Source organism: Haematospirillum jordaniae (assembly GCF_001611975.1).
GTDB classification, from domain to species: Bacteria; Pseudomonadota; Alphaproteobacteria; order Rhodospirillales; family Rhodospirillaceae; genus Haematospirillum; species Haematospirillum jordaniae.
On the sequence record NZ_CP014525.1, the window covers coordinates 259,465 to 284,540 of the forward strand.

Here is a 25,076-nt window from a genome sequence, read left to right on the forward strand (position 1 = left end):
CCCTGTCGGAAGGAACCCCTAGGCATGCCCAAACGCACAGACATCCACTCCATTCTGATTATCGGTGCAGGCCCGATTGTTATCGGACAAGCCTGTGAGTTTGACTATTCGGGCGCCCAGGCCTGCAAGGCCCTGCGTGAGGAGGGATACCGGGTTATCCTGGTCAACTCCAACCCGGCCACTATCATGACAGACCCCGATATGGCCGATGCCACCTATATCGAACCGATCACTCCCGCTGTTGTGGCGCAGATTATTGACCGGGAAAAACCGGATGCCCTGCTGCCAACCATGGGGGGACAAACAGCCTTGAACTGCGCGCTTGCCCTAGCTGATAACGGGACCCTAGAGCGCCATGGCGTCATCATGATCGGGGCCTGCCGCGAAGCCATCCGCAAGGCAGAAGATCGGCAGCTGTTCCGTGAGGCCATGGACCGCATCGGCCTTGAAAGCCCGCGCTCGCGGATGGTGCGCAGCCTGGATGAGGCCCATGAGGCCCTTGATTTCATAGGGCTTCCAGCCATCGTTCGACCCTCTTTCACACTAGGCGGACAAGGCGGTGGAATAGCGACAACCAGGGAAGAATTCGGTCATATCTGCACGCAGGGCCTAGACGCCTCCCCTGTCCACGAAATTCTGGTCGAGGAATCTGTTCTGGGGTGGAAAGAATATGAAATGGAGGTGGTTCGTGATCGGGCAGACAACGGAATTATCGTCTGCTCTATCGAAAACATTGACCCCATGGGCATCCACACCGGGGACTCTGTGACGGTCGCACCCGCACTGACACTGACAGACAAAGAGTACCAGACCATGCGGGATGCATCCTTGGCGGTCCTGAGGGAAATCGGGGTCGAAACAGGCGGGTCCAATGTCCAGTTTGCGGTCAACCCGGACGACGGACGCTTGGTGGTCATTGAAATGAACCCCCGGGTCTCGCGCTCATCTGCCCTTGCATCAAAAGCAACGGGCTTCCCGATCGCACGCATCGCCGCCAAACTGGCTGTGGGCTACACGCTGGATGAACTGGACAACGCGATAACCGCCGGGCAAACGCCAGCGAGCTTTGAGCCTGTCATTGACTATATCGTCACCAAGATACCTCGGTTTACCTTCGAAAAGTTCCCCGATACCGATGCCCGTCTGGGCACCTCGATGAAGTCGGTCGGCGAGGTTATGGCCATCGGACGTACCTTCACCGAATCACTTCAAAAAGCCCTTCAATCCTTGGATACGGGACTAACCGGGCTGGATGACATCGACATCACGGTGAATCCTGACGAGACCCGACATGACGCCATGGTAAGGGTTCTGAAAACAACAAGCCCAAACCGAATCCGTTTTGTTGCACAGGCTTTCCGCGAAGGCATGACCATGGAAACCGTGCATGAAGCCTGCCGCATTGATCGGTGGTTTCTGGATCAGATCGCTCACCTAGTCCACATGGAAACCCATGTCCGCCAACAGGGAATTCCTACAGACCGATACGGGGTGCTTGCCCTTAAAAAGATGGGCTTCTCCGATGCAAGGCTGGCCCACCTGAATGGACAAACAGAAGAAGAGGTAACTGCTTTACGCCATACCCTGGGCCTTCACCCGGTCTACAAGCGCATAGACAGCTGCGCAGCGGAATTTTCATCGCCAACGGCCTACTTGTACGCCTGCTACGAAGGCGATGGCGTAAGTGCCGCAGACTGCGAAGCAAAACCATCAACACGTGAGAAGATCATCATCCTGGGCGGGGGACCAAACCGTATCGGGCAAGGCATAGAATTTGATTGCTGCTGCGTCCACGCAGCCTTCAGCCTTTCCGAGGCCGGCTATGAAACCATTATGGTCAATTGTAACCCTGAAACGGTCTCAACTGATCCAGACACGTCAGATCGCCTATACTTTGAACCCCTGACCGCCGAATCTGTCATTGAGTTAATCCGGGTTGAACAACGCAGGGGCCACGTCAAAGGGGTTATCGTGCAATTCGGCGGACAAACCCCGCTAAAACTGGCCAGCGCCCTGCAACAGGCCAATATTCCTGTTCTGGGTACGTCTCCCGCTGCAATAGATCGGGCTGAAGACCGCCAACAATTCCAATCTGTGCTGCAAAAATTGGGGCTCCGCCAGCCACCCAACGCAATAGCACGAACCCCGGACGAGGTTCTGGAGCAGGCAATGATCCTTGGGTATCCCTTGGTCGTACGCCCATCCTTTGTACTGGGAGGACGGGCCATGGAAATTGTCCATGGCGAAGCTTCACTCCGCGCATGGCTGGCCAAAGTCTGTGCTGGACAGAGCGAAGGACAGAGCGCCATTACCATTTCTTCCGACATGCCGATCCTGCTGGACCAGTATTTACGAGGCGCAACTGAGGTGGATGTTGATGCCATACGGGACTCAAGCGGGGCCGTGTTTATCGCCGGCATCATGGAGCATATTGAAGAAGCAGGCATTCATTCCGGAGACTCCGCCTGTTCCCTGCCACCACATTCCCTTCAGGCACCCATGATACAGGAGCTGGAACGACAAACCACCCTTCTTGCCACCGAGCTGGATGTCCAGGGGCTTATAAACATTCAGTTTGCTATTCAGGGAATGGACGTCTACGTCTTGGAAGCAAACCCGCGCGCAAGCCGTACGGTACCCTTTGTATCCAAGGCCACCGGCAATCCCGTTGCCCGCATAGCAGCACGGGTTATGGCCGGTGAGAACCTGCATGCCTTCAAGCTGCGTACCACAACCCCGGACCACGTCGCGGTCAAGGAATCCGTGTTCCCATTCGCCCGCTTCCCCGGTACCGACATACTGCTGGGGCCGGAAATGAAATCAACAGGTGAAGTCATGGGTATAGCCAAAAGCTTCGGGCATGCCTTTGCCAAAAGCCAAATGGCAGCCGGGCTCCCACTCCCCCTTCAGGGAACCATATTCTTGTCTGTACGCGACTCGGATAAAACTGAAGCCCTTGATATTGCAAAATCTTTCTTTTCAATGGGATTTAATATTCTGGCAACAGGCGGAACAGCTACTTTTCTGAAAAAGGGAGGCGTTCCCGCAACCGCCATCAACAAAGTACGGGAAGGCCAGCCTCACTGTGTGGACGCCATATTGTGCGGTTCCGTTGATATGGTTATCAATACGGCCGAAGGCATAAACAGCATACGCGACAGCCTAGATATCCGCAGCGCAGCTTTAACGAAATCAGTGACCCACTACACAACCATGGCAGGGGCAAGTGCCGCGGCGCAGGCCATAAGAAGCCTACAGAACAAGGAACCGGGGATAACCCCCTTGCAACACTATTCTGTTCCGGAAGTACAAAACAGGGTATATTCTCCTGCTTGATCCGATTCGATGCCCCGGGGCTATGCTGCGCAGCCCCGGGTCGCTTCTTGGTGTTGCGCGCAGCCGGTCGCCTTCGCGACAAATAAGCAAGTGTAAGGACGTACCCGGATATGGAAAAGATCCCCATGACCGCACAGGGCATGAAGGCCCTGGAAGATGAGCTGCGTATGCTGAAAAGCCAAGAACGCCCCGCGGTCATCAAAGCTATTGCCGAGGCCCGTGAACACGGCGATCTATCAGAGAATGCTGAATACCACGCCGCACGGGAACGCCAGAGCTTTATTGAAGGGCGCATTGCGGAATTGGAGGACGTTCTGTCCCGCGCTGACGTTATTGATGTCAGCAAACTGTCTGGATCAACCATCCGATTCGGGGCAACGGTTACGCTGGCAGATGAAGATACAGACGGCGAAGTGACCTATCAAATTGTTGGTCCTCACGAAGCCGATCTGGAGAAAGGGCGGATTTCAATAGCCTCTCCCTTGGCCCGAGCCTTGATTGGCAAGGTCATGGGTGACACGGCTGAAGTATCTGCACCAGGCGGATTCCGCTCCTATGAAGTTGTAAACGTTCGTTTTTCCTGAGTAAAACCTGAGACTCCGGGCAATCCTAAAAGTGATTGCCCGGAGCACGATAAAACCTGAAACGCAGAAACACGCGAAGGCGCTGTGATTACACGCCTCTGCCCCTGTACTCATATATGGGCATTACCTCAGACCAAAGAACAACGGTGTCTGAGAAGACTCATCTTGCGCTCCCGAACTGCGCGATCTGGCCGATACAGTTAGAATTGGCAGCCTTTCCCTTAAAGAAGGCTCAAGCCGGGTATAGCCTGTACATCTGCAACAACAGACTGAAACCCCCATAATGTCACATCAGAACAAACCTCTGCTGCCTCTTATTATTGGAGCCATAGGCGTTGTCTTCGGTGACATTGGAACAAGTCCTCTTTACGCGTTCAAAGAATCCCTATCCCCCGAACATGGGGTTGTTGTGGATCACATTCACATACTTGGCGTTCTATCACTCATATTCTGGACCATCTTGGTTGTTGTGTCCGTCAAGTACGTCATTTACGTCATGAGCACAGACAACCGTGGCGAGGGCGGTAGCTTGGCGCTTCTGGCACGCCTGCATAATGTCCTAGATCAGGATGGGCGCGCCTTCTCTGCCGTCACGGGATTGGGAATCCTAGCGGCCGCCCTCTTTTATGGCGACAGTATTATCACCCCTGCTGTTTCGGTCCTATCCGCTGTCGAAGGGTTACATATCGCAGCACCAGCACTGAGTGAATTTGTCATACCCATCACCGTCAGCATCCTTTTGTGCTTGTTCTTGATCCAGCGGTTTGGCACAGCAATGGTTGGCAAGATCTTCGGTCCCGTGTGCCTGATATGGTTCCTGGTTATCGGCTTTCTGGGCCTACGGAGTATCATCGGCACACCGTCCATTTTGGCCGCCCTAAGCCCTCACTACGGATGGTTCTTCATTTTTACGGAACCGGGAATTTCTGTTTCCGTTCTTGGAGCTGTTGTTCTGTCTGTTACGGGGGCCGAGGCCCTGTATGCCGATATGGGCCACTTTGGCCGCAAGGCTATACGAACAGGCTGGTATACCCTTGTCATGCCATGCTTGCTTTTGAACTACTTTGGTCAGGGGGCCCTTCTGCTGCGTTCCCCCGAGGCAGCGGAAAATCCATTCTTCCTCCTCGCACCACAATCGATGATTCTTCCCTTGGTGATCTTGGCAACGCTGGCCACCATCATTGCATCACAGGCTGTTATATCGGGCGCATTTTCCCTGACCCGGCAAGCGATCCAACTTGGGTACTTGCCGAGAATGACCATTATTCATACGTCCGGTCAGGAAATGGGGCAGATCTACATGCCAACAGTGAATACATGCCTTATGATTTCATGCATTGCTCTTGTTCTCAGCTTCAAAACATCAAGCAATCTTGCAGCAGCCTATGGGGTAGCTGTAACCGGGAATATGGTTATCACTGCCCTGATGATGGCTTTGGCCATGAAAATTCTGTGGGGTTGGAGCCGAAACAAGATTTTCGTGATTTGCGGCATTTTCCTAGGCACAGACCTGATGTTTTTCCTGAGCTGTGCCATCAAGATCCCTGATGGAGGCTGGGTACCTGTAACCGTGGCGGCAATTATTGTTGTCATTTTGATGACCTGGAAAGCAGGACGAGCACTTCTTTTGCAACAGCTACAGAATGTGTCCCGGCCAGAGTCCGAATTCAGTGAGCTGACAGGAAATAATGTCGCGAAAGTACCGGGAACAGCCGTTTTCCTCACCAGTATCCGCTCTGGCTTGCCTCTCGCCTTGCTACACAATCTGCGCCATAACAAGGTCGTACACGAACGCGTTATCCTGCTCAGCGCCGTTACAGCGGAAACCCCTCTTGTTTCTGATGACAACCGGCTTGAATCCAAGGAGATTGCCCCGGGTCTACAGCGTATTATCCTGCACTATGGATTTATGGAAACGCCAAATATACCAAGAACATTGGCGCACATTTCATCAGAAAAATTAGGGTTCTTCTACGAACCACAGGGGATTTCGTGGTTCCTGTCACGCGAAACTGTCATTGAAAGTAAAAATCCTGGCATGGCACCGTGGCGGATTGCCTTGTTTATCGCCATGGCACGAAGCGCCACAGACACCATGCGGTATTTCCGCTTACCCCCCAACCGACTGATCGAGCTTGGCACCCAAGTAGAGATCTGAGCGCGGCTTGCGATCGCTATCAATCTCGATCGGCACACCGGGCCTGTACTTGCCTGTGCGAATCGCGAGAGCGCTCTTGACATGCGTCACATGGGGCGCAACGGTTAGCTGTGTCGTCAGGAAACGCTGATAATCGTCCCAGTCTTGGGCAACAATTTTAAGGATAAAGTCGGTCTCACCGGCAAGCATATGGCATTCCCGCACATTATCCCAACTGGCAACCAGATTCTCGAAAGCACGCAGGTCGGCCTCAGCTTGGCTATCCAAGCCAACATGCGCAAAAGCTGTTACATTGTATCCAAGCACTTTGGGATCTACTGCTGCATGGTAGCCGTGTATACAACCGGATTCCTCCAGGGCACGGACACGCCGCAAACAGGGCGGGGCGGAAATCCCGGCCCTGTTGGCCAACTCGACATTCGTCATACGACCATTCTCCTGAAGGTCATGAAGAATATGCCTGTCTGTCCGATCCAGCTTTACACGCTGCATCTGTAGCTTCCTCTCAAAGCGTCAGGGACAAACCAACTGTCCCAATACGCAAGGAAATTACCGTAAAGAGTACCGAACTCTCAAGATCAATACGCAGATACTAAAAGAGGAATCGCATCTATAGGCATTACCATTAATTGATATCCCCCATAAGATGTATGCCCTGTGCCGTTTTTAGATTAATTCCAGACTTGCGAAAAAGCATACACTCCCCTATGGTTATGGGCTTCAGGGACTAGACTCCTCACTCACCAGAACGCTATCCAGCCGGAGATTGTTTCATGACTGATTTTGCACACGTTGGAACCCTTGTTGGCAAGCCTGTCCCGGATTTCACCGCTCAGGCCGTTATGCCAGACAATAGCATCAATGCTCAGTTCAACTTGAAAAGCTACCTGCACGGATCCTATGGCTGGGTATTCTTCTACCCTCTGGATTTTACTTTTGTTTGTCCTTCAGAAATTATTGCGCACGACCACCGTCTTCAGCAGTTCACAGCCGCCAATACAAAGGTCATAGGCATTTCTGTTGACAGCCAGTTTTCTCATCTGGCTTGGAAAAATACACCGCAAAACGAAGGCGGACTTGGGAACGTACAGTTCCCCCTGGTTGCAGACCTCAAGAAAACCATCGCCCGCTCATTCGGCGTCTTGATCGAAGATGCTGGCGTTGCCCTGCGCGGGTCTTTCCTGATCGATAAGGCGGGCATGGTCCGACATGCCACAATCAACGACCTGCCCTTGGGCCGTAACGTTGATGAAGCACTGCGGATGATTGATGCCCTGCAGTTCCATGAAGAGCATGGGGAAGTATGCCCCGCCGGCTGGACAAAAGGCAAAAAGGGCATGGAAGCAAGCCCCAAAGGCGTTGCCAGCTTCCTGAAAGAAAACGCTGAAGCCCTGTAATAGGGTCGTCCGACATTACCCTGAAGACGGGGTCCCGACGCTCTATCGGGGCCCCGTTTTAGCACATCGGGCAACAGACGCTCTCCTCGCCCCTGACCAATGCTGCTGTTGGCCCCTTGCGCATTGACAACACACCACTGCCCGGAGGTTTTTCTACATATGACTGAGCATCGTACCCGGGTTCTCATCCTTGGCACCGGAGCCGCTGGTTGTACAGCTGCCATCTACACGGCCCGTGCCAATCTGGAACCGGTTGTCTTGGCAGGACTCCAGCCTGGCGGACAGCTGACCATAACAACAGACGTTGAAAACTATCCGGGCTTTGCCGATCCGGTCCAAGGGCCTTGGCTCATGGAACAGATGCGCCAACAGGCTGAGCATTGCGGCGCCCGTATCGCGCACGATATGGCAACATCCGTTGACCTGTCCCAGCGCCCGTTTACAGTCCATACCGATGGCGGCGACGTATGGAAAAGCGATACACTGATTATTGCAACCGGGGCCTCTGCCAAATGGCTGGATATACCAAGTGAAAAGAAGTACGCCGGCCTTGGCGTGTCTGCCTGCGCGACGTGTGATGGCTTCTTCTTCCGTGGAAAGGATGTCGTCGTTGTTGGTGGTGGCAACAGCGCTGTGGAAGAAGCCCTGTATCTGGCAAATATCTGCGCCAGCGTCACCGTTGTACATCGCCGCGACAGCTTCCGGGCTGAGAAAATTCTGCAGGACCGCCTGCTTCGAAACCCCAAAATCACAGTACGCTGGAACAGCAAGGTCCATGAGATCTTGGGCGGGGGCAATCCCGAGGGTGTAACCGGTATCCGCCTTGAAGATACAATAACGGGGTCCCTTTCTGATCTTGCCTGCGACGGCGTGTTCATTGCCATTGGCCATAAACCCAATACAGATCTGTTTTCCGGGCAGCTTCAAACTGATGAAAACGGGTATCTCGTTACGCAGCCGGACTCGACCGCAACCTCGATCCCGGGTGTTTTTGCTGCCGGCGATGTGCAGGACCATGTGTTCCGCCAAGCTATAACCGCTGCGGGAACCGGTTGCATGGCCGCGCTTGAAGCTGACCGTTTCCTGCGGACGGATGGTGATACCTAGGAAAGACACCGGGCTGGTAAGGACTTCTTCCCGACACCACCTTGCCAGCCCGGGCTTGGTACCAGTACCCTTGGAATAGAACAAAATTTGAAGAAAACGAGAGAATTATGGCCGGGCGACAGGGCACCATGATGGACTGGGATAAACTGCGTGTTTTTCACACCGTCGCAGAGGCTGGTAGCTTTACCCATGCAGGGGATGTGCTGCACCTGAGTCAGTCTGCCGTCAGCCGGCAGATCAGTGCCTTAGAAGAAAGCCTGCGGGTCTCCCTGTTTCACCGCCACGCCCGTGGCCTGATCCTGACCGAGCAGGGAGAACTTCTGTATCACACCGTGCACGAGGTGTTTGCGCGCCTGTCGATGGTTGAGGCACGGATCACCGAAAGCAGGGAACGCCCTGAAGGCTTGCTGAAGGTTACAACGACGGTTGCTTTCGGGTCCGTATGGCTGACTCCCCGCATTACCGACTTTATGGAGCAATACCCCAGCATAGAGATATCGCTTCTGCTTGATGATCAGGAAGTGGATCTGGCCATGCGCGCCGCTGATGTTGCCATTCGCTTCAACGCCCCCCGCCAGCCTGATTTGATCCAAAGGCATCTGATCAACCTGCATTACAATGTCTATGCTGCACCAGAATACCTGCAAAAACATGGCACACCCAAGACACCGGCAGATCTCGACAATCACCGGCTTATCACGTACGGCGATGATTCAAGGGCGCCTGTTGACAACATGAACTGGCTTTTATCTGCCGGAACGACAACGCCTCGCTCTGCAGTTCTGCGTATCAACAACATATACGGGATTTATCGCGCCGTGCACTCCGGCTTGGGCATTGCGGCTCTTCCGGATTATTTTGCCTCAGTCGCATCCAACTTGGTACAGGTGCTTCCTGAACTGCGCGGACCAAGTTTTGACTGTTATTTTGTATACCCAGAAGAGCTTCGTCACTCAAAGCGCGTTATGGTCTTCCGGGACTTTCTTCTCCAGAAGCTCCAGAAAGACAATACACCGGCCCCCTGACAATCATGACACACCCGAAGCATGCACAAAGCGCATGGCAGCAGAAGATCTTTTGCTTTGGTGTGTTTCGCCGCCGCCCCCTACACTTTCAACCCTGCTGCTCACCAACACGAGCAGCAGGACTGGCGTGGGAGTAATCCTAAGTTATTCCCACACGGTTGCCGGGCTTGCCCGGCGGTTTTATCCTAGCGTCTCTCATCGGACGTAATGCCTCCCTGTTCACTCAGGCCCCGCTTATGCGGGGCTTTTTTTTTAAAGACAGAGCATTACAGAGTTACCCGTCACTCCACAGGCAAACGCACACGGACAAGCCCCCTGAAATCGTTTGGGTCTTGCACCTCACCCCCACGAACAATTTCAACACGCCCACTGCGCGCCAAGCTAAGCACCTGCTGCTTGACCGGATTCATGAAACGGCGCCAGCCATCATCAGGATCCTTTGGGCGGCGGCGCTGGGAGAAATATACCTTGGCGATTTCTTGCGCACTGACGCCACGCATACCGGCTTCAGCAGCCATGGATAACACAAGATTCACTATAGGATCCCCCTTGGGGGATTCAGGGACAGCATCAGTCATCACAGTCTCGTACATACAAAGCAGTTCTGCATGCAATAGAGGCTCTACGAGGATCATGCAAGCCCTCGAAGAGGAAACTACTCAATAAGGTCGTGCCGCCGCCGCAGGTCCTTGAGGGTACCGTCACCCGCCATCACGACCAAGGCTGCATTAAACCGTTCAACAATTTCAGCCGCATCAGCGCGATGACGCGAAACACCGGCAACCAAGGGCGTTTCGTGGATAGCGCCCCGAGTCAGACGAATATCACCCGCCAACGCGGACAGCGAACGACGCAACTGGCTGCGCATAAGCCCTTCATCATCCAGCGTCGCATCCAGTCCACCCGTGGCAACCGCACGAATATTGTCCTCTACAGATGGCCCGACGACCCTTTGGATATAGGGTGCATCAAGAAAATCAGGGGGATAACCATAACCGGCAACAACCCCCACTTTCTTTCCCTTCAGATCCTCTAGCCGCGTATATTCAAAGGAATCCGTCTTCGCTACAGCAAAAACCAAGCGGTTTGCATGCAGGAGGCGTGTAAAAATGAGAAAACTCTCCCGCGACGGCACATACCAAGAACAGGTAATGACATCGGCTTCCCCGCTGGACACACTTTCCAGAACCTTGCGCCAGTCCATAAGCTGTATTTCAACCTTATACCCGGCTCTTTCCAGCGCCGTTTTGGTCACATCCGGGCAGAACCCCTGTTCCTTCAGGTCATGATCGGAATAAGGGGGGTAATGCTCCAGACTGGCAACAACCAAAACATCAGAAGCAGCAAGAGATCCCTTGGAAAGCAAGGACAGCAGAAGCACTGTCAGAATATCCCGGATCCACCTCCAACGGTGGAAACCATTTTTTTCCATAGCCCCACCCCCCCCTAAACAATAGAAAAAGAGCCGCCGGACTTTACGCGGCGGCTCTCTGAAAGCCTTCTGGAAGGCTAGATCAATGTTCCACATCCTTCCAGATCTGGCGCTTCAGGGCATAGAAAAGCGCCGTCATCACCAGAAGGAAAATCATCACCTTAACACCCAATGACTTACGCGCTTCCAGTTCCGGCTCAGCTGACCAATTCAGGAAGGCAACAATATCACGGCTGATCGCTGCCGCCGTATTCGGAGATCCGTCAGGGTAGGTAACAGTCTCGTCATAAATCATCTGCGGCATGCCAATCTGGTGCCCAGGGAAGGCCGGGTTATAGTACATCCCCGCCATAACCTCTGTACCCTTTGGCGGCTCTTCATAAGATGTCAGGAGGGTAAAGAGATAGTCAGGGCCATGGGGACGAGCCTTGGCCATCAGGGACAGGTCAGGCGGTAAAGCCCCACCGTTTGCAGCACGCGCTGCCTGATCATTGGCATAAGGCCCCTTGATCGGGTCGGCCGGAACACCAGGGCGAATCTTCGGCTCGCCGCTGTCATCAAAGCCATCCTGATATTCAAAGGCCGCCGCATAGTCTTTGACTTCATCCTCGGTCAGGCCAATCTCTGCCAAATTGCGATAGCGGATCAGCTTGAGGCTGTGACAGGTCGCGCATACCTCTTGATACACCTGCAACCCACGACGAAGCTGGGCACGGTCATAATGACCAAACACACCCTGCCAAGACCAAGGTTGCGTTACCAGCTTGGTATCGGTCCCGGCAGCATAAGCAGGGGAGAGAAGAGCGACAACAGACCATCCAAGCGCCACAACGGCGGCAATAAGAAGCTTTTGCATCAGGCGCTCTCCGTCGCAGCTTTCTTCGTGACCGCAAGCGCAATGCTTTCCGGCAGGGGACGCGGCTTCTCAAGCCAGCCAACCAGCGGCGTAACGACCAGAAGATGGATAAAATACCAGGCGGTTGCAATCTGACCAATCAGGATATAGGGCTCTTCAGCCGGCTTGCCCCCGATGTAACCCAAAAGCATGCAATCCGCGATGAACAGCATCACAAACCACTTGTAAACCGGACGGAAAGTACAGGAACGAACCTTGGACGTATCCAGCCACGGCATGGCAGCCAAAATGACAATGGCACCAAACATCAGCAAAACGCCGCCTAGTTTGTCCGGTACAGCACGCAAAATGGCGTAGAACGGCAGGAAATACCACTCAGGAACAATGTGCGCCGGTGTCACCATCGGGTTGGCCGGAATGTAATTGTCCGGATGACCTAGATAATTCGGTGCCCAAAACACAAACACCATGAAAAACATCATAAACACGCCCACACCAAACAAATCCTTGATGGTGTAGTACGGATGAAATGGCAGGCTATCCTGCGGACCCTTCATATTAATTCCAAGCGGATTGTTGGAACTGACAGTATGCAAGGCCCATACGTGCAAGACGACGATACCAACCAGCACGAATGGCAATAGGAAGTGAAGGGCAAAGAAACGGTTCAAGGTCGGGTTATCAACCGAGAAACCACCCCACAGCCACGTCACAATATGCTCACCAACCAAAGGAATAGCTGAAAACAGGTTGGTGATAACCGTGGCTCCCCAGAAGGACATCTGTCCCCAAGGCAGAACGTAGCCCATAAAGGCAGTCCCCATCATGATCAGCATGATGATCAGCCCAAGCCACCACAAAACCTCCCGCGGGGGTTTGTAAGAGCCATAATAGAAGGCGCGCACCATGTGCAGGTAAACCACGATAAAGAACATCGAGGCCCCGTTCGCATGCACATAGCGCATCAACCAGCCATAGTTGACATCGCGCATGATGCGCTCGACGGAAACAAAGGCCAGACCGGTGTTGGCCGCATAGTTCATGGCCAGGAACAAGCCGGATAAAATCATGATGACAAGAACCAAGCCGGCCAAGGAACCAAAGTTCCACCAGTAGCTCAGATTCTTGGGGGTCGGATATTCATAGGCCGTATGATGCAGCATGGAGAAGACGGGCAGACGCTCGTCCAGCCACTTGATGGCCTTGCTTTTTGGAACGAAACTCATCCTGTGCGCCCCTCTCAACCAATCTTCACGGTGTTCTCGCCCAGAAACGCGTATTCCGGGATATGCAGGTTAAGCGGCGCAGGCCCCTTGCGAATACGCCCCGAGGTATCGTAGTGCGACCCGTGGCATGGACAAAACCAGCCGCCAAAATCACCCTTGGGGTCAACAGCTTTCTGGCCAAGCGGAATACACCCAAGGTGGGTGCACACACCAACCATCACCAGCCACTGCGCCTTCTTGACGCGCGCTTCGTCTTTCTGGGGATCACGAAGATCCGCCGTATTCACAGCACGAGCGGCCTCAATCTCTGCAGCTGTACGATGACGTACGAAAACTGGCTTGCCGCGCCACATCACGGTGATCGCCTGCCCTTCCGCAATGGGCGTAAGATCCACCTCGGTCGACGCAAGAGCCAAAGTGTCAGCCGCCGGATTCATGCTGTGAACAAACGGCCACAAGGCAAGGCCGGCACCGGCCACCCCGACAGCTGTCGATGCATACAGCAAGAAATCGCGACGGGTCTCGCCATCAGATGAACCGTTAGCGGGATTCGCCGTGTCAGCCATCCTCTAAACCCCTCTCCATAGCACGCTGGGGAAACGCGCAAACGCTGAAAAAAACACGCACCCAGCCCCGTCGGCCCCTGGTACGCCTGATATTCGGTATGCCCTGCCCCCGTTTCCCGACGGAGACACAGCCCATCCGCGCGGTATAAAACAAATCAGACCCTTTGAAAAGTCATCGGCTTTCGCAGATGGCCATTTGACATTGTACCCGGAGATACCACGATGCGCATCGCGCTTTATCAACCCGATATTCCCCAGAATGCCGGTGCCATGATTCGCTTGACCGCTTGCCTTGGCCTAGAACTGGATATTATCGGTCCTTGCGGATTCGTACACGATGATAGTCGCATGCGGCGGGCAGGTCTCGACTATTCCCAGCGGACACATACCCTGTGGCATAGATCATGGTCTGCTTTTCTTGATGAACACATATGCCGCAAAAGCCGCCTTGTCCTGCTGACAACGCGGGCCTCGACACCACATACAGACGTGATGTTCCATCCTGATGATACACTTCTGCTGGGGCGTGAAAGCTGCGGGGTCCCAGCAGAAGTCCATGACCGCTCCGACTTGCAAATATGTGTGCCAATGAAACCGGGCATGCGGTCACTGAATGTTGTCACAGCAGCAGCTATGATTACCGGGGAAGCCCTGCGCCAGACCAACGGCTTTCACCCTGTTCATGCATCACAGGTCTGAAGCGGAAGAATGCCGCAGATACAGATATGTCCTTGCAGCCACACATGACATGAAAGAACTATCACAGCCGGAAGATCAGGTCATCTTCCTCGCGCAGGGGGGCAGGAACACGCAATGGTGCAGGTTCATCCGCCCAGCGCACCGCAGCAACCGGACGAATATCCTGGCGTCGCAACATGTCTTCGGCCCGCTGCAAATTCTTTTCGATGGTTGTGTACAAAGCTCGGCCACGGCCACCATTCTCGCGGTATACAGCCAAAGCGTCACGAAAAGCAGCAGCGGCCAACCGCAAAAACTCTGGATCGCTTGTGTACTTTGCCATCAGGAACAGGGCAGATCCCATGTTGTTCCGTGTGGCTGCAAACAGGTGTGGAGCCGCTTCCGGGGTGCGTACCTCCAGCGCGACACGGCACAGGTCCACAGCCTTGCCCAAGACCTCGATATTCCGGTTATGATCCCCCCAGACCTGCAAGGCCTGAGCCATGGCATGCATGGCGTCGGACCAGCGCCACGGATCATCGGCACGATTGATCACACCCGTTGCGTCCCGGAAACTCAGCAAAGCCTCACGCAGGGTATGGTCATCACCCGTCATCAAGTCCAGACGGAACAGGGCGGTGCCAATACGGTACTGCAACCGCCCCCATAACTGGGGATCATCATCACGCTGAACACCCCGCAACCCGTTGCGATAGATCTGCACAGCCTCGCGCAGGGTTTGCTCGTCATCACTTTTCTCGGCATGCCCCTGAACAACCATCCCCAAGGCCAAGGACAGACGGGCCACGCCACGGGTATCATCGGACAAGAGGTTCAGCGCACTGCGCCATGCCTCTGCCGCGCGCTCCTGAAGGTCGGAACGGCGAATGCAATTGGCCGCCGTTGCCGCCACATAGCCATAGATGGCAAGCAACTGACCGACAGCCGCCGCATCAAGCTGTTCCGGCGGATTAAACACAACGTCAGCCGCCTGATCAGTCAGGGTTACCAAGGCCATACTGTCATCAGCAGTCATCAACGGCTGAAATCCGTTGGCAAAGGCAGTCAGGACACATGCCTTCAGCAAGGGGGCCCAACGCGCATCGAAATCAGCAGGAAGGATCAGTGCCTGATCAGGTGGAAGCCCACCCGGACGATCACCAACCGGTGGCGTCGTGGTGCAAAACCGGAGTTCGATCAGGCGCCCGTCGCCAGTTTCCCCTCCCCAGACAAGAACATCGACACGCTCGTCCTCCAGCATGCGGCGCGCCCGGGCCTGCGACGCGGCTGCACTGTAAACCGGCATACCCAGCGCCGGTGGAAACAAAGAACCCGACGACGGCTTGACCACCATGTGCTCAAGCCCACTCAGCGCCTCGATTAGATAGGGGCGCTGGTCGTACTCGGGCTCAAGGGACAGAGGGGTCACCATAATGGTACGAACCCGGCGCCGCGCAGCCCGGGCCTTGATACCCGGTACAAAAGCCCGCGCAAGACGCCCGAACAGAGAATTGGAACGACGCCCCACCTCCCATGACGGAACACCCGGCGGAGGAACAGAGGCCGGCGGTCCACTCAGGGCAACAAGCTCACGACTGGCTGACAGCACCGGATCCGTCAGGTCAATATCACCACGCACCAAGCGCTCGTCCGTATCCCGCTGCCGCTTGGCCAGCTGAGTCATGATCTTCAGGGCAGACGCCGGATCGGTCTGAATAGCCTTCAGGAACTCAGACCGCGGAATGGCCTTGGCAATGACATCGGTATCTGCACGGGCTGTAAAGCTTCGGGCGCTGTTATCCAGAATCCCGCTTTCCCCGAACAGGTCACCACGCCCCAGAATGGACAAGCGCATCGGCGCGCCCGTAACACCGGACTTGACCAACTCAACGCGGCCACTTTCAATCACCCAAGCCGCATCACTGTCATCCCCCTCGCGGAAGATGATATCACCAGCCAGAAAATGGCGCGTTTCACTGCGCACGGTGCCCCCCTGACAAACAGATCATGGTACCTTAGCCCCCACTTTCAGACGATGTAGCAGACGGCTCCACACCGTCGGCATAACGGATAGCGCCTTGGAAAACACGCCCAATTGCAGGCCCCCTTCGGGCCTCAACAAAATGATTTCCGTTATCATCCTGTCCCATGCCCAACACAATAGCACCGCTTTCGATTTCCTTGGCAACCTGATCATCCGGCAATCCAAGAGCCTTGGCGACAGAGGCAATCAACGTGCTGATTTGTTGATAGTGTTCACGGGTCTCCACAATATGTCACTCCATATCCACAAGCATGCCGACCAGAGTGCGACATTGCAGCCATCCGGGCAAGAGCTTCCCCCCTGCATTATCTTGCTGGTACAGTGCGTGCTCGAACTTTTGTCGTACCGGAGCATCAGCCCCTCATGACCTCTGCCGCTTCTGTTTCCTCGCTACCTGCTGCACCTTTAATCGTTATACCTGCCCGCATGGCTTCAACCCGTCTGCCCGGAAAGCCCTTGGCTGACCTGTGTGGAGAGCCAATGATTGTCCACGTCTGGCGGCGAGCCATCGAGGCAGACGTCGGGCCGGTTGTTGTCGCCTGTGCTGAACCCGAGATTGCTGCAGTAATACAGAAGGCCGGTGGCTTGGCCCTGCTGACACCTCCGGATCTTCCTTCGGGGTCAGATCGTGTCTGGCATGCGGTCCAGCAGTTTGACCCTGAAGGACGGCACCCCGTTATCATCAATGTTCAGGGAGATCTGCCAACTCTGGACCCATCCCTGATTCGCGCAGCACTTGAACCCCTGCACGACGAACAGGTTGACATCGCCACCCTAGTTGCGCCCGTTTCCGATCCGGAAGAACGCACCAGCCCCGACGTGGTCAAGGCCATCACAGCGCTGCCTGTCTCCGGACAGCCCTCTATCGCGCGTGCACTGGCTTTTACACGGGCCACAGCACCATGGGGAGACGGGCCGCTATGGCATCATATTGGCCTCTACGCCTATCGACGGGAGGCACTGGAGCGCTTTGTCAGTCTGCCCCCGTCACCGTTGGAGCGCCGCGAAAAACTGGAACAACTGCGAGCCCTAGAGTACGGAATGCGCATTGACTGCGTGCGCGTCCAGACCGTTCCCTTGGGCGTTGACACACCCGCCGATCTTGAGAAAGCCCGTTCTATCCTGAACTCTAAAAAACCGTAAGTCCCATGCCAAACACACAACACTCCATGTCTGTTGCATTCCAGGGAATGCCCGGCGCTTACTCCCACATCGCATGCAGCGACGTTTTTCCTGACCTTGATGTCTTGCCCTGTATCAGCTTTGAAGATGCGTTGGCGGCTGTGCGCAATGAACAGGCTCGCTACGCCATGATTCCGATTGAAAATTCACTGGCCGGACGTGTGGCGGATATTCACCACCTGCTACCGGATTCCGGCCTCCATATCATCGGAGAGTATTACCTGCCAGTGCACCACCATCTTCTGGGTGTGCCTGGATCAAGGCTGGAAGATATACGCACGGTATACAGCCATGTTCATGCCATTGGCCAGTGCCGTACACTGATCCGTGACTTGGGACTAAATGCTGTCATTGCCGCTGATACCGCCGGCAGCGCCCGTGATATCGCAAGCTTGGGTGACCCACAGGTCGCCGCCATTGCATCCGCACTGGCCGGCGAGATTCATGGGCTGGTATCCCTTAAAGCCAATGTGGAAGACGCCACGCACAACACCACACGCTTTGTTGTCATGGCCCGCACACCCCTTGTCCCAGCTGTTGAATCCGGCCCGGTTGTCACCGGCCTGATCTTCCAAGTCCGCAATGTGCCTTCGTCTCTTTACAAAGCGTTAGGAGGCTTCGCCACCAACAACGTCAACATGAGCCGACTGGAAAGCTACCAGATCAACGGGCAATTTATTTCAACGCGCTTCTTTGCCGAGATCGAGGGGCATCCAGCTAGCCCATCCATGATACGCGCTATGGAAGAGCTGGAGTTCTTCAGCACCGAAGTGCGCATTCTGGGTGTCTGGCCCGCTCACCCCTATCGCTTCAGGGCACGGAACAGGGATATGGTACCGGAGCAATAGGCAGCATCACCTAGGTTCTGCCACGCGGTTTGGTATGCTCAGCACCCACCATTGCGGGCCAGAACATCACCAGCCAGATACAGGGAGCCACAGATCAGGACGCGCCGTGGGGAATCACCTACTGTTGCTGCAAGGTCTGCCAAAGCTGACGGCACATCAGCGCAGGCAACGGCATCCTCTACCCCAAGACCGCGGGCTACCTGTGCCAAATATTCGGGAGAATGACCCGCCAAGCTTCCCTGCACTGGAACAGTCCGGATGCGAGAGGCAACACGGGCCAAGGGTGCCAAGAAACCATCTTCATCCTTGGTATCGATCATACCAACAACCAGATCCAGCGGCCTGTCCTGCCACTGTGCACAGATGTGATCCCCCAGATTCAACCCGGCATCCGGATTATGACCGCCATCAAGCCAAAGATCCCACCCCTTTGGCAAAAGACCTGATAGAGGTCCCTGCCCTAGGTTCTGCAAACGCGCAGGCCAGACGACACGTGGCAGACCACGCCCCCACGCATCAGATGGGACCATGCTAAGGTGCTCAATCACGGCCAGGGCAAGAGTAGTATTATGGACCTGATACCCCCCGGGCAGAACGGGGGCAGGAAGGGTATGTACCGATCCATCCAGCCCCGTATAAACCAGTGACTGGTCATGCAGCACACCGGAAAAATCCCTGTCCTGCAACAGGATCGGGGCCCCGATTGCGGACGCAGAAGACTCCAGAACCGAGAGCACATCTGCTTTCTGCTTCATACTGATACACGGCACCCCGGCACGCATAATACCGGCCTTTTCCGCAGCAATGGCCGCAACCGTATCCCCCAGATAGGCTTGATGATCGAGAGAGATAGAAGTCAGAACAGTCGCCGAGGGTTTCTCAACAACGTTGGTCGCATCAAGGCGACCACCCAGACCGGTTTCCAGCAAGACAATATCAGCCGGCACACGCGAAAAGGCCAGAAAAGCCGCCGCAGTTGTCACCTCGAAGAACGTAATGGGCTGCCCGGCATTACAAGCCTCGACCTCTTCAAGAAGAGCAGACAGGGCACGATCTGTAATCCGTAAACCAGACAGAACAATGCGTTCATTGAAGCGAACTAGGTGCGGAGAGGTATAGGCATGCACACGCAAACCACCTGCCTCTAGCAAAGCCCTCATCGTTGCTAATGTCGAGCCTTTACCATTGGTCCCGGCAACATGGACAACCGGCGGCAGAGCATTCTGAGGATTCCCGAGACGCTCCAACAGCGACCACATACGGTCAAGGGAAAGGTCAATGGCCTTGGGGTGGAGCGCCATAAGGCGCTCCAGAACACGGTCCGGGCCTACAGCAGGAGGAGAGACCAACATCAACCGTCCCTTTACCCCTGCCCGTTACTCAGCCGGAAAGCGTGAACGCAGCGGCACCACCTGTCCAGCCGGCCCCCGGTGACGCAGAAGATTCAGGATATTACCCAAAACCCCGGGCAGCTCCTGCCGAGTGGCAACGATGTCAACCATACCATGCTCGCGCAGATACTCTGCCTTCTGGAATCCTTCGGGCAGCTTCTGGCGAATCGTGCTCTCAATCACCCGGGCACCGGCAAACCCGATAACGGCACCGGCTTCAGCCACGTGAATATCCCCCAGCATGGCAAAGCTTGCCGTTACCCCGCCCGTGGTTGGGTCCGTCAGAAGCACAATGTAGGGCAGCCCCTTCTCCTTGACCTTGTCTACAGCCACCGTGGTACGAGCCATCTGCATCAGGGACAGCGCCCCTTCCTGCATACGAGCCCCGCCGGATGCCGGCACAACAACCAAGGGCGCATCCTGTACAACAGCCAGTTCAGCCGCAGTAACAATGCCCTCACCAACAGCCATACCCATGGATCCGCCCATGAAGGCAAAGTCAAAGGCAGCGACAACGGTTTCAACACCGCCAATCGTACCGGTTGCCACAATAATCGCATCATGCTCCCCGGTCTTGGACCGGGCATCGCGAAGCCGGGACGAATAGCTCTTCAAATCCTTGAAGCGCAGGGGATCTTCCGCCACTCTGGGCAGTTCAACCCGCTTGTACTTTCCATCATCAAACAGCAGCTCCAGCCGCTTCTTGACGGCAATCCGCATATGATGGCCGCAGTGCGTACAAACATGGAGGTTCTTCTCCAGCTCGCGATGGAATACCATCTGCTCACACGAAGGACACTTGACCCATAAATTGTCCGGCACATCCTTGGGACGAACCAGTTGCTGGATTTTGGGGCGGACGAAGTTGGTCAGCCAGTTCATTATCGGGAAATCCCGTGTTGCCTCGACTATAAAATAACCCACCTGTTCGGGGGCAGGACAGAGCGTATACCCTATTTCCCCGCCAAGCGCACCCCCTCTGCCAAAGAAGCCACAAACCCAAGCGCTGCAGGCACCTGCCCCAATCCTTTGCCCTTGTCGGCAATCACCTCAACAAGGGCAGAGCCAACGACAACGGCATCGGCAAATCGGGCAAAGGCGGCCGCCTGATCCGGCGTACGAATTCCGAAACCCGTTGCCACAGGTAAATCCGTCATCTGCCGCAAACGATCGACAGAAGACTGGACTTCATTGACATCAGCAAGGACGGTCCCGGTTACTCCCGTGACAGAGACGTAATAAAGGAAACCACCCGCACGGTCCAGTATGACCGACAAACGGCGACTGTCTGTCGTAGGGGCCGCCAAGCAAATCATATGCAGACCGTTATGGGCGAGGTCCACAACAAAGGTTTCGGCTTCCTCGGGCGGAAGATCTACAAGAATCACACCATCAGCACCAGCCTCTGCCGCATCCGCAGCAAAACGGGCTGGCCCGTAAGAATAAACAGGATTGTAATACCCCATCAGAACAACCGGCGTCTTGCGGTCCTGCCGACGGAATTGCCTCAAAAGCTCCAGCGTACCCGGCAAGGTCATGCCTGCCTTTAAAGCACGACCGGCTGCTGCCTGAATGGTAGGACCATCAGCCATGGGGTCCGAGAAGGGCATTCCCAGTTCGATGATATCAGCCCCGGCTGCCGGTAAACCGGCCATAACCTCTAGGGACAAAGCCGGATCAGGATCACCGGCCATAATATAGGTCACAAGAGCAGCCCGCCCGGCCTGCCTCAGGCCGGCAAAACAATCATCTAGGCGGTTGACCACAAGGGTCGGCGTATGGGTGTGCATTGGTCTCTCCATCTTCACAGCGCGATCCCCATGGCAGCAGCCACAGTGTTCATGTCCTTGTCCCCCCGCCCGGACAGGCAAACCACCATCCGATGATCCTGCGGTAAATCCGGTGCCACACGGATGGCATGCGCCAAGGCATGCGCTGACTCAAGAGCTGGTATAATTCCCTCCCGCCGCGTCAGACGGTGAAAGGCTTCCAAGGCTTCCTCGTCTGTGACCGATACATATTCAACACGCCCTGTATCATGCAACCACGCATGTTCCGGACCAATCCCGGGATAATCAAGACCTGCTGAAATGGAGTGAGCCTCTGCAATCTGCCCATCATCGTCTTGCAGGATAGACGTACAGTTGCCATGCAAAACACCGGGACGCCCCCCAGCCAAACTGGCCGCGTGTTTGCCCGTTTCCAAGCCATGCCCAGCTGCCTCCACCCCGATAATCCGGACATCGCGGTCATCAAGGAAGGGATGAAACAAGCCCATGGCGTTGGATCCACCACCAACACAGGCCACCAAGCTGTCTGGAAGCGCCCCACACTCATCCTGCATCTGGGCACGGGTTTCTTCGCCAATAACACACTGAAAATCACGAACCATGGTCGGATAGGGATGCGGACCGGCAACAGTCCCGATCAGGTAATACGTATCCCGGACGTGGGCAACCCAGTCCCGCAGCGCTTCATTCATCGCATCCTTGAGGGTTGCAGCACCACTCTGGACCGCCCTGACATCGGCCCCCAGAAGCTTCATGCGGAAGACATTGGGCTGCTGACGGGCTATATCTGTCGCCCCCATATAGATAACGCAGGACAAGCCAAACAGGGCGCAAACCGTTGCGGTTGCAACCCCGTGCTGACCTGCACCGGTTTCAGCAATAATGCGCGTCTTACCCATCCGACGGGCCAAAAGAATCTGCCCCAGACAGCTGTTGATTTTGTGGGCACCGGTATGGTTGAGGTCTTCCCGCTTCAAGTAAATCCTAGCCCCACCCAACTCGTCACTCAGACTGCGGGCCAGATACAGCGGACTGGGACGTCCAACATAGGCGGATAACAGCTGGTTTAACTCGGCCCGGAACGCAGGATCTCGGCGAAGAGTGTTATAAGCCTCCTCAACCTCCAAGATCAGCGGCATCAAGGTTTCTGCAACATAGCGGCCACCATAGATACCAAAATGGCCGCGCGAATCGCCCCCCCCACGCAGGGAGGAAGAATCTGGGTGATATGTCATCGAAAAGTCGTCTCATTCAAAACAGGGAAACAAGCGGCTGGCGCGGCCAGCCAACCCAGCGGGGTAGCTTTAGCAAGCCCCTATTCCTGTCCAGACCGTAGCGCTCAAGACCAAGCGCCGCATTGACCGCATCGGCGGCCGACGCCGCACACGCCCAGCTGGCAACAAGGAGAAAAGACGAAACACACACGGCTCCTACGGTAACCGTAAACGAACGGGGAGAACGATCGCACATCCTGAACCAGGACGCAAGAGGCATCACTATTCTACTGCTGGGTACCTGCCGCGCTCCGACGGGCCAGCACATCCTCAAGCGCCTTGTTGAAAGGAGGAATCACGCTTGCATCGACCGATGCCTTGCCAAACATGTAATAGACAGGTCCATTATCAAGCAGATAGCCAGGGTACAACGTGACCGTATCATCCAACCCGTTTCTGTAAATGGAATACAGGCCGGATCCACTGTCTGTCAGGAACGCATCAATCCGCTTGGTTGCCACCAAGGCAAACTGATCCTGCCGGGGATCCTCAACAACAATCTTCTTGAAAGCAGGATCATCAACCAGCTTTTCATACTCGCCACCGATGTAAGTATCGGCCACAACACCAAGCCGAAGCGGTGTTCCAATGAACGAGGACAAACCGGTCAGGGTCAGCTTCCCCACATCCACACTGCGAACAAACAAACCCAGCGTTTCCTGACGATACGGACTGCTGTAATGATGGTTCCGGGCCCGCTCCTTGGTCCAGGAGGCCCCGCCAATTACATCAATCTTGCCCGACAGAAGACCACTGAGAAGACGGCTCCAAGAAGTAATCTCAACAACCAAAGGGCACCCAAGGGCCTTGGCCGTCTCGCGAATCAGCGCAACATCATCGCCCAAGGGGGAGCCACTGGGGCTGACATACTGGTAAGGCGGCCAGTCTGGCGTAATGCCAAAATACAGGGGACGGCTGCATGTTCCACGTTCCCAGCGCATGACGGGGCCGGATGCCTCTGCCGGGCGCAACGACCCATCAACGGCCAGAAGAAGCGCAAGGGCAGCGCACACGGCCGCACCAAAACGCCTTGGACATCCCCAGAAAGAAGCCATTGCGACACTCTCCTGCCGTAGCACCCCGTTCTTTTCCCCGATGGCAGTGGAACACGCCACCAATAACACCGCAAGAACGTTCTGGATTGGCTGTCTGACGGGATAAATGACCGACCCTGCAACCTGCTATAAAGGCAACTTCGGGTATAAAAACTGGGCACAGCCACGGATATATTTCGGCATCAACATATGTGTGCCGTAAAATAGAATCGTCTTAGTGCTGTGCAAATGACTTGGCATGATCCCCCAAGGCAACCAAGCGCGTTTCTGCCCTTTCTGCCAGCAAGCGACAAGAGCCGGACGTGGCCTGCCTGTACAAGCCGGCCGCTGAATGCCAAAGCCCCGCAGTTTCGTGCAGGCCGGCCAGTCGGTATGCATCCAGCCCTTCCCTGTCAGCCTGACAGGTCTCCAGAAGCACAGCCAAGGCCAAAGGATAGCCGTGAGCGTTCAGCACGGATCGAGACTGTGCCACGCGCCGGAAATACAAGGCAGCCCGCGGGTATTGCCCATGAAGAAAAAATGAGGTAGCCCGCCAGTATGTTGCGATGGGTTCTTCGCGCGTTCCCTCACAGGCATGTACAGCGAAAGCCGTTGCACGCAACGCATGCTCAACCCACGCACGTTCATCAAAGCGCAACGGTGGCAAAGCCAGATAACCGCTAACAGCATCAAGGGCCCCCTCAATCGCAACCGGACACCGTGCATTGCTGTAGATATGCTGTGCATTACCAGAATTTGGAGGGACTGTAGGAGGACGGGACAGAAAATCAGCAACTGAAGAATGGTCACCTTCAGCAAGGCGTGGAGACGGCCTTGATTCAGACGCCCCGAAGTCAACAAAAGGCAGGGAAGAAATGGCATGCTGGGCACCAACTGGTATTTTCGCTCCTCCATCCTCCGGAACATGCAAGGCAGAAGGCACACCAAGGTAACGTTTTTCCAAAACAGCCGCCGATGTATCAACAGCATCAGACTCTGGATTCTGCACACATCCAGATACCAGAAGCATAATCAGCGAAAGTGTAGGAACAGGGCGCCACAAAAACATCAGACAGAAATCCAACATGCAAGCCAAAGCACTTTTGCGCACAGACACCACCATGGCACGAATATAATTAATGGCACAA

General features: G+C 55.3%; 24 protein-coding genes. 9 read left to right on the top strand and 15 right to left on the bottom strand.

Annotated features, from left to right (window positions below; genetic code table 11):
• Window positions 1–24: 24 nt before the first annotated feature.
• From carB to AY555_RS01300, 3 genes are all read left to right on the top strand, one after another.
• Window positions 25–3,336 (top strand): carbamoyl-phosphate synthase large subunit, encoded by a 3,312-nt coding sequence (gene carB / locus AY555_RS01290; RefSeq protein ID WP_066132380.1) that lies wholly within the window; start codon window positions 25–27, stop codon window positions 3,334–3,336.
• A gap of 110 nt (window positions 3,337–3,446) precedes the next feature.
• On the top strand, window positions 3,447–3,920 hold the full coding sequence (gene greA / locus AY555_RS01295) for a transcription elongation factor GreA (protein WP_066132382.1): 474 nt from the start codon (window positions 3,447–3,449) through the stop codon (window positions 3,918–3,920).
• Between the two features lie 283 nt (window positions 3,921–4,203).
• Entirely contained in the window at window positions 4,204–6,078 is a 1,875-nt protein-coding gene (locus tag AY555_RS01300) for a potassium transporter Kup (protein WP_066132384.1), read from the top strand.
• On the opposite strand, the gene AY555_RS01305 is transcribed toward AY555_RS01300, so the two are convergent.
• Window positions 6,031–6,570 (bottom strand): Lrp/AsnC family transcriptional regulator, encoded by a 540-nt coding sequence (locus AY555_RS01305; protein ID WP_066132387.1) that lies wholly within the window; start codon window positions 6,568–6,570, stop codon window positions 6,031–6,033. The two genes, AY555_RS01300 and AY555_RS01305, sit on opposite strands and share 48 nt — an antisense overlap.
• Before the next feature lie 281 nt (window positions 6,571–6,851).
• Here AY555_RS01305 and AY555_RS01310 point away from each other — a divergent pair, with 281 nt between their 5' ends.
• The 3 genes from AY555_RS01310 (at window position 6,852) to AY555_RS01320 (ending at window position 9,607) form a co-directional block, all read left to right on the top strand.
• Complete coding sequence (locus AY555_RS01310; RefSeq protein ID WP_066132390.1) at window positions 6,852–7,475, top strand: peroxiredoxin; 624 nt, start codon at window positions 6,852–6,854, stop codon at window positions 7,473–7,475.
• A 159-nt stretch (window positions 7,476–7,634) separates the two neighbouring features.
• Complete coding sequence (gene trxB, locus AY555_RS01315; RefSeq protein WP_066132393.1) at window positions 7,635–8,582, top strand: thioredoxin-disulfide reductase; 948 nt, start codon at window positions 7,635–7,637, stop codon at window positions 8,580–8,582.
• A 107-nt stretch (window positions 8,583–8,689) separates the two neighbouring features.
• Entirely contained in the window at window positions 8,690–9,607 is a 918-nt protein-coding gene (locus tag AY555_RS01320; RefSeq protein WP_156483252.1) for a LysR family transcriptional regulator, read from the top strand.
• Window positions 9,608–9,888: 281 nt separating this feature from the next.
• Here the strand turns inward: AY555_RS01320 and AY555_RS01325 are convergent, their stop codons facing one another.
• The 5 genes from AY555_RS01325 to petA all read right to left on the bottom strand — a co-directional run bounded on the left by AY555_RS01325 (window position 9,889) and on the right by petA (window position 13,687).
• A complete protein-coding gene (locus tag AY555_RS01325) occupies window positions 9,889–10,143 on the bottom strand; it encodes a DUF3253 domain-containing protein (protein WP_245176930.1) in 255 nt (84 codons plus the stop codon).
• Window positions 10,144–10,262: 119 nt separating this feature from the next.
• On the bottom strand, window positions 10,263–11,039 hold the full coding sequence (locus AY555_RS01330) for a substrate-binding periplasmic protein (protein WP_167798456.1): 777 nt from the start codon (window positions 11,037–11,039) through the stop codon (window positions 10,263–10,265).
• 82 nt (window positions 11,040–11,121) lie between these two features.
• Window positions 11,122–11,895: a cytochrome c1 gene (locus AY555_RS01335; protein ID WP_066132399.1), complete on the bottom strand. Its 774-nt coding sequence runs from the start codon at window positions 11,893–11,895 to the stop codon at window positions 11,122–11,124.
• The gene (locus AY555_RS01340; RefSeq protein ID WP_066132403.1) at window positions 11,895–13,121 is read right to left on the bottom strand and encodes a cytochrome b; all 1,227 of its coding nucleotides are present in this window, start codon (window positions 13,119–13,121) and stop codon (window positions 11,895–11,897) included. The genes AY555_RS01335 and AY555_RS01340 overlap by 1 nt, the downstream gene beginning before the upstream one ends.
• 14 nt (window positions 13,122–13,135) lie before the next feature.
• Window positions 13,136–13,687, bottom strand: a complete 552-nt coding sequence (gene petA, locus AY555_RS01345; protein ID WP_066132408.1) for a ubiquinol-cytochrome c reductase iron-sulfur subunit — start codon at window positions 13,685–13,687, stop codon at window positions 13,136–13,138.
• 222 nt (window positions 13,688–13,909) lie between these two features.
• Between petA and AY555_RS01350 the strand changes: the two genes are divergently transcribed.
• On the top strand, window positions 13,910–14,386 hold the full coding sequence (locus AY555_RS01350; RefSeq protein ID WP_066132411.1) for a tRNA (cytidine(34)-2'-O)-methyltransferase: 477 nt from the start codon (window positions 13,910–13,912) through the stop codon (window positions 14,384–14,386).
• Between the two features lie 61 nt (window positions 14,387–14,447).
• Here AY555_RS01350 and AY555_RS01355 read toward each other — a convergent pair whose 3' ends face one another.
• Complete coding sequence (locus tag AY555_RS01355) at window positions 14,448–16,349, bottom strand: cyclic nucleotide-binding domain-containing protein (protein ID WP_066132414.1); 1,902 nt, start codon at window positions 16,347–16,349, stop codon at window positions 14,448–14,450.
• Window positions 16,350–16,380: 31 nt separating this feature from the next.
• Window positions 16,381–16,635 (bottom strand): hypothetical protein, encoded by a 255-nt coding sequence (locus AY555_RS01360; protein WP_066132417.1) that lies wholly within the window; start codon window positions 16,633–16,635, stop codon window positions 16,381–16,383.
• 137 nt (window positions 16,636–16,772) lie between these two features.
• Between AY555_RS01360 and AY555_RS01365 the strand changes: the two genes are divergently transcribed.
• Together AY555_RS01365 and AY555_RS01370 are read left to right on the top strand one after the other, a co-directional pair.
• A complete protein-coding gene (locus tag AY555_RS01365; RefSeq protein ID WP_066132420.1) occupies window positions 16,773–17,552 on the top strand; it encodes a 3-deoxy-manno-octulosonate cytidylyltransferase in 780 nt (259 codons plus the stop codon).
• A 26-nt stretch (window positions 17,553–17,578) separates the two neighbouring features.
• Window positions 17,579–18,439 carry a prephenate dehydratase gene (locus AY555_RS01370; protein WP_245176931.1) on the top strand — a complete coding sequence of 287 codons (861 nt, stop codon included), beginning with the start codon at window positions 17,579–17,581 and terminating at the stop codon, window positions 18,437–18,439.
• Window positions 18,440–18,477: 38 nt separating this feature from the next.
• Here AY555_RS01370 and AY555_RS01375 read toward each other — a convergent pair whose 3' ends face one another.
• The 7 genes from AY555_RS01375 to AY555_RS01405 form a co-directional block, all read right to left on the bottom strand.
• Window positions 18,478–19,791, bottom strand: a complete 1,314-nt coding sequence (locus AY555_RS01375) for a bifunctional folylpolyglutamate synthase/dihydrofolate synthase (protein ID WP_066132424.1) — start codon at window positions 19,789–19,791, stop codon at window positions 18,478–18,480.
• Between the two features lie 24 nt (window positions 19,792–19,815).
• Window positions 19,816–20,712: an acetyl-CoA carboxylase, carboxyltransferase subunit beta gene (gene accD / locus AY555_RS01380; RefSeq protein WP_066132426.1), complete on the bottom strand. Its 897-nt coding sequence runs from the start codon at window positions 20,710–20,712 to the stop codon at window positions 19,816–19,818.
• Window positions 20,713–20,783: 71 nt separating this feature from the next.
• The gene (gene trpA, locus AY555_RS01385; protein WP_066132429.1) at window positions 20,784–21,620 is read right to left on the bottom strand and encodes a tryptophan synthase subunit alpha; all 837 of its coding nucleotides are present in this window, start codon (window positions 21,618–21,620) and stop codon (window positions 20,784–20,786) included.
• Window positions 21,621–21,634: 14 nt separating this feature from the next.
• Window positions 21,635–22,855, bottom strand: coding sequence for a tryptophan synthase subunit beta (gene trpB / locus AY555_RS01390; protein WP_066132432.1), 1,221 nt, complete (start codon window positions 22,853–22,855; stop codon window positions 21,635–21,637).
• A 16-nt stretch (window positions 22,856–22,871) separates the two neighbouring features.
• A complete protein-coding gene (locus tag AY555_RS01395) occupies window positions 22,872–23,114 on the bottom strand; it encodes a hypothetical protein (RefSeq protein WP_156483254.1) in 243 nt (80 codons plus the stop codon).
• Between the two features lie 7 nt (window positions 23,115–23,121).
• Window positions 23,122–23,949: a substrate-binding periplasmic protein gene (locus tag AY555_RS01400; RefSeq protein ID WP_066132438.1), complete on the bottom strand. Its 828-nt coding sequence runs from the start codon at window positions 23,947–23,949 to the stop codon at window positions 23,122–23,124.
• 214 nt (window positions 23,950–24,163) lie between these two features.
• The gene (locus AY555_RS01405; RefSeq protein WP_167798455.1) at window positions 24,164–24,997 is read right to left on the bottom strand and encodes a hypothetical protein; all 834 of its coding nucleotides are present in this window, start codon (window positions 24,995–24,997) and stop codon (window positions 24,164–24,166) included.
• Between the last annotated feature and the right edge of the window lie 79 nt (window positions 24,998–25,076).

What these genes read in the sequence shown, in the direction of transcription:
- AY555_RS01330 (WP_167798456.1), bottom strand. Translation starts at nt 11,039, where the DNA reads ATGGAAAAAAATGGTTTCCACCGTTGGAGGTGGATCCGGGATATTCTG.
- AY555_RS01395 (WP_156483254.1), bottom strand. Translation starts at nt 23,114, where the DNA reads ATGCCTCTTGCGTCCTGGTTCAGGATGTGCGATCGTTCTCCCCGTTCG.
- AY555_RS01335 (WP_066132399.1), bottom strand. Translation starts at nt 11,895, where the DNA reads ATGCAAAAGCTTCTTATTGCCGCCGTTGTGGCGCTTGGATGGTCTGTT.
- AY555_RS01400 (WP_066132438.1), bottom strand. Translation starts at nt 23,949, where the DNA reads ATGGCTTCTTTCTGGGGATGTCCAAGGCGTTTTGGTGCGGCCGTGTGC.
- AY555_RS01350 (WP_066132411.1), top strand. Translation starts at nt 13,910, where the DNA reads ATGCGCATCGCGCTTTATCAACCCGATATTCCCCAGAATGCCGGTGCC.
- AY555_RS01365 (WP_066132420.1), top strand. Translation starts at nt 16,773, where the DNA reads ATGACCTCTGCCGCTTCTGTTTCCTCGCTACCTGCTGCACCTTTAATC.
- carB (WP_066132380.1), top strand. Translation starts at nt 25, where the DNA reads ATGCCCAAACGCACAGACATCCACTCCATTCTGATTATCGGTGCAGGC.
- petA (WP_066132408.1), bottom strand. Translation starts at nt 13,687, where the DNA reads ATGGCTGACACGGCGAATCCCGCTAACGGTTCATCTGATGGCGAGACC.
- accD (WP_066132426.1), bottom strand. Translation starts at nt 20,712, where the DNA reads ATGAACTGGCTGACCAACTTCGTCCGCCCCAAAATCCAGCAACTGGTT.
- AY555_RS01405 (WP_167798455.1), bottom strand. Translation starts at nt 24,997, where the DNA reads ATGTTTTTGTGGCGCCCTGTTCCTACACTTTCGCTGATTATGCTTCTG.
- greA (WP_066132382.1), top strand. Translation starts at nt 3,447, where the DNA reads ATGGAAAAGATCCCCATGACCGCACAGGGCATGAAGGCCCTGGAAGAT.
- AY555_RS01320 (WP_156483252.1), top strand. Translation starts at nt 8,690, where the DNA reads ATGGCCGGGCGACAGGGCACCATGATGGACTGGGATAAACTGCGTGTT.
- trpB (WP_066132432.1), bottom strand. Translation starts at nt 22,855, where the DNA reads ATGACATATCACCCAGATTCTTCCTCCCTGCGTGGGGGGGGCGATTCG.
- AY555_RS01370 (WP_245176931.1), top strand. Translation starts at nt 17,579, where the DNA reads ATGTCTGTTGCATTCCAGGGAATGCCCGGCGCTTACTCCCACATCGCA.
- AY555_RS01310 (WP_066132390.1), top strand. Translation starts at nt 6,852, where the DNA reads ATGACTGATTTTGCACACGTTGGAACCCTTGTTGGCAAGCCTGTCCCG.
- AY555_RS01300 (WP_066132384.1), top strand. Translation starts at nt 4,204, where the DNA reads ATGTCACATCAGAACAAACCTCTGCTGCCTCTTATTATTGGAGCCATA.
- AY555_RS01375 (WP_066132424.1), bottom strand. Translation starts at nt 19,791, where the DNA reads ATGTTGGTCTCTCCTCCTGCTGTAGGCCCGGACCGTGTTCTGGAGCGC.
- trpA (WP_066132429.1), bottom strand. Translation starts at nt 21,620, where the DNA reads ATGCACACCCATACGCCGACCCTTGTGGTCAACCGCCTAGATGATTGT.
- trxB (WP_066132393.1), top strand. Translation starts at nt 7,635, where the DNA reads ATGACTGAGCATCGTACCCGGGTTCTCATCCTTGGCACCGGAGCCGCT.
- AY555_RS01340 (WP_066132403.1), bottom strand. Translation starts at nt 13,121, where the DNA reads ATGAGTTTCGTTCCAAAAAGCAAGGCCATCAAGTGGCTGGACGAGCGT.
- AY555_RS01305 (WP_066132387.1), bottom strand. Translation starts at nt 6,570, where the DNA reads ATGCAGCGTGTAAAGCTGGATCGGACAGACAGGCATATTCTTCATGAC.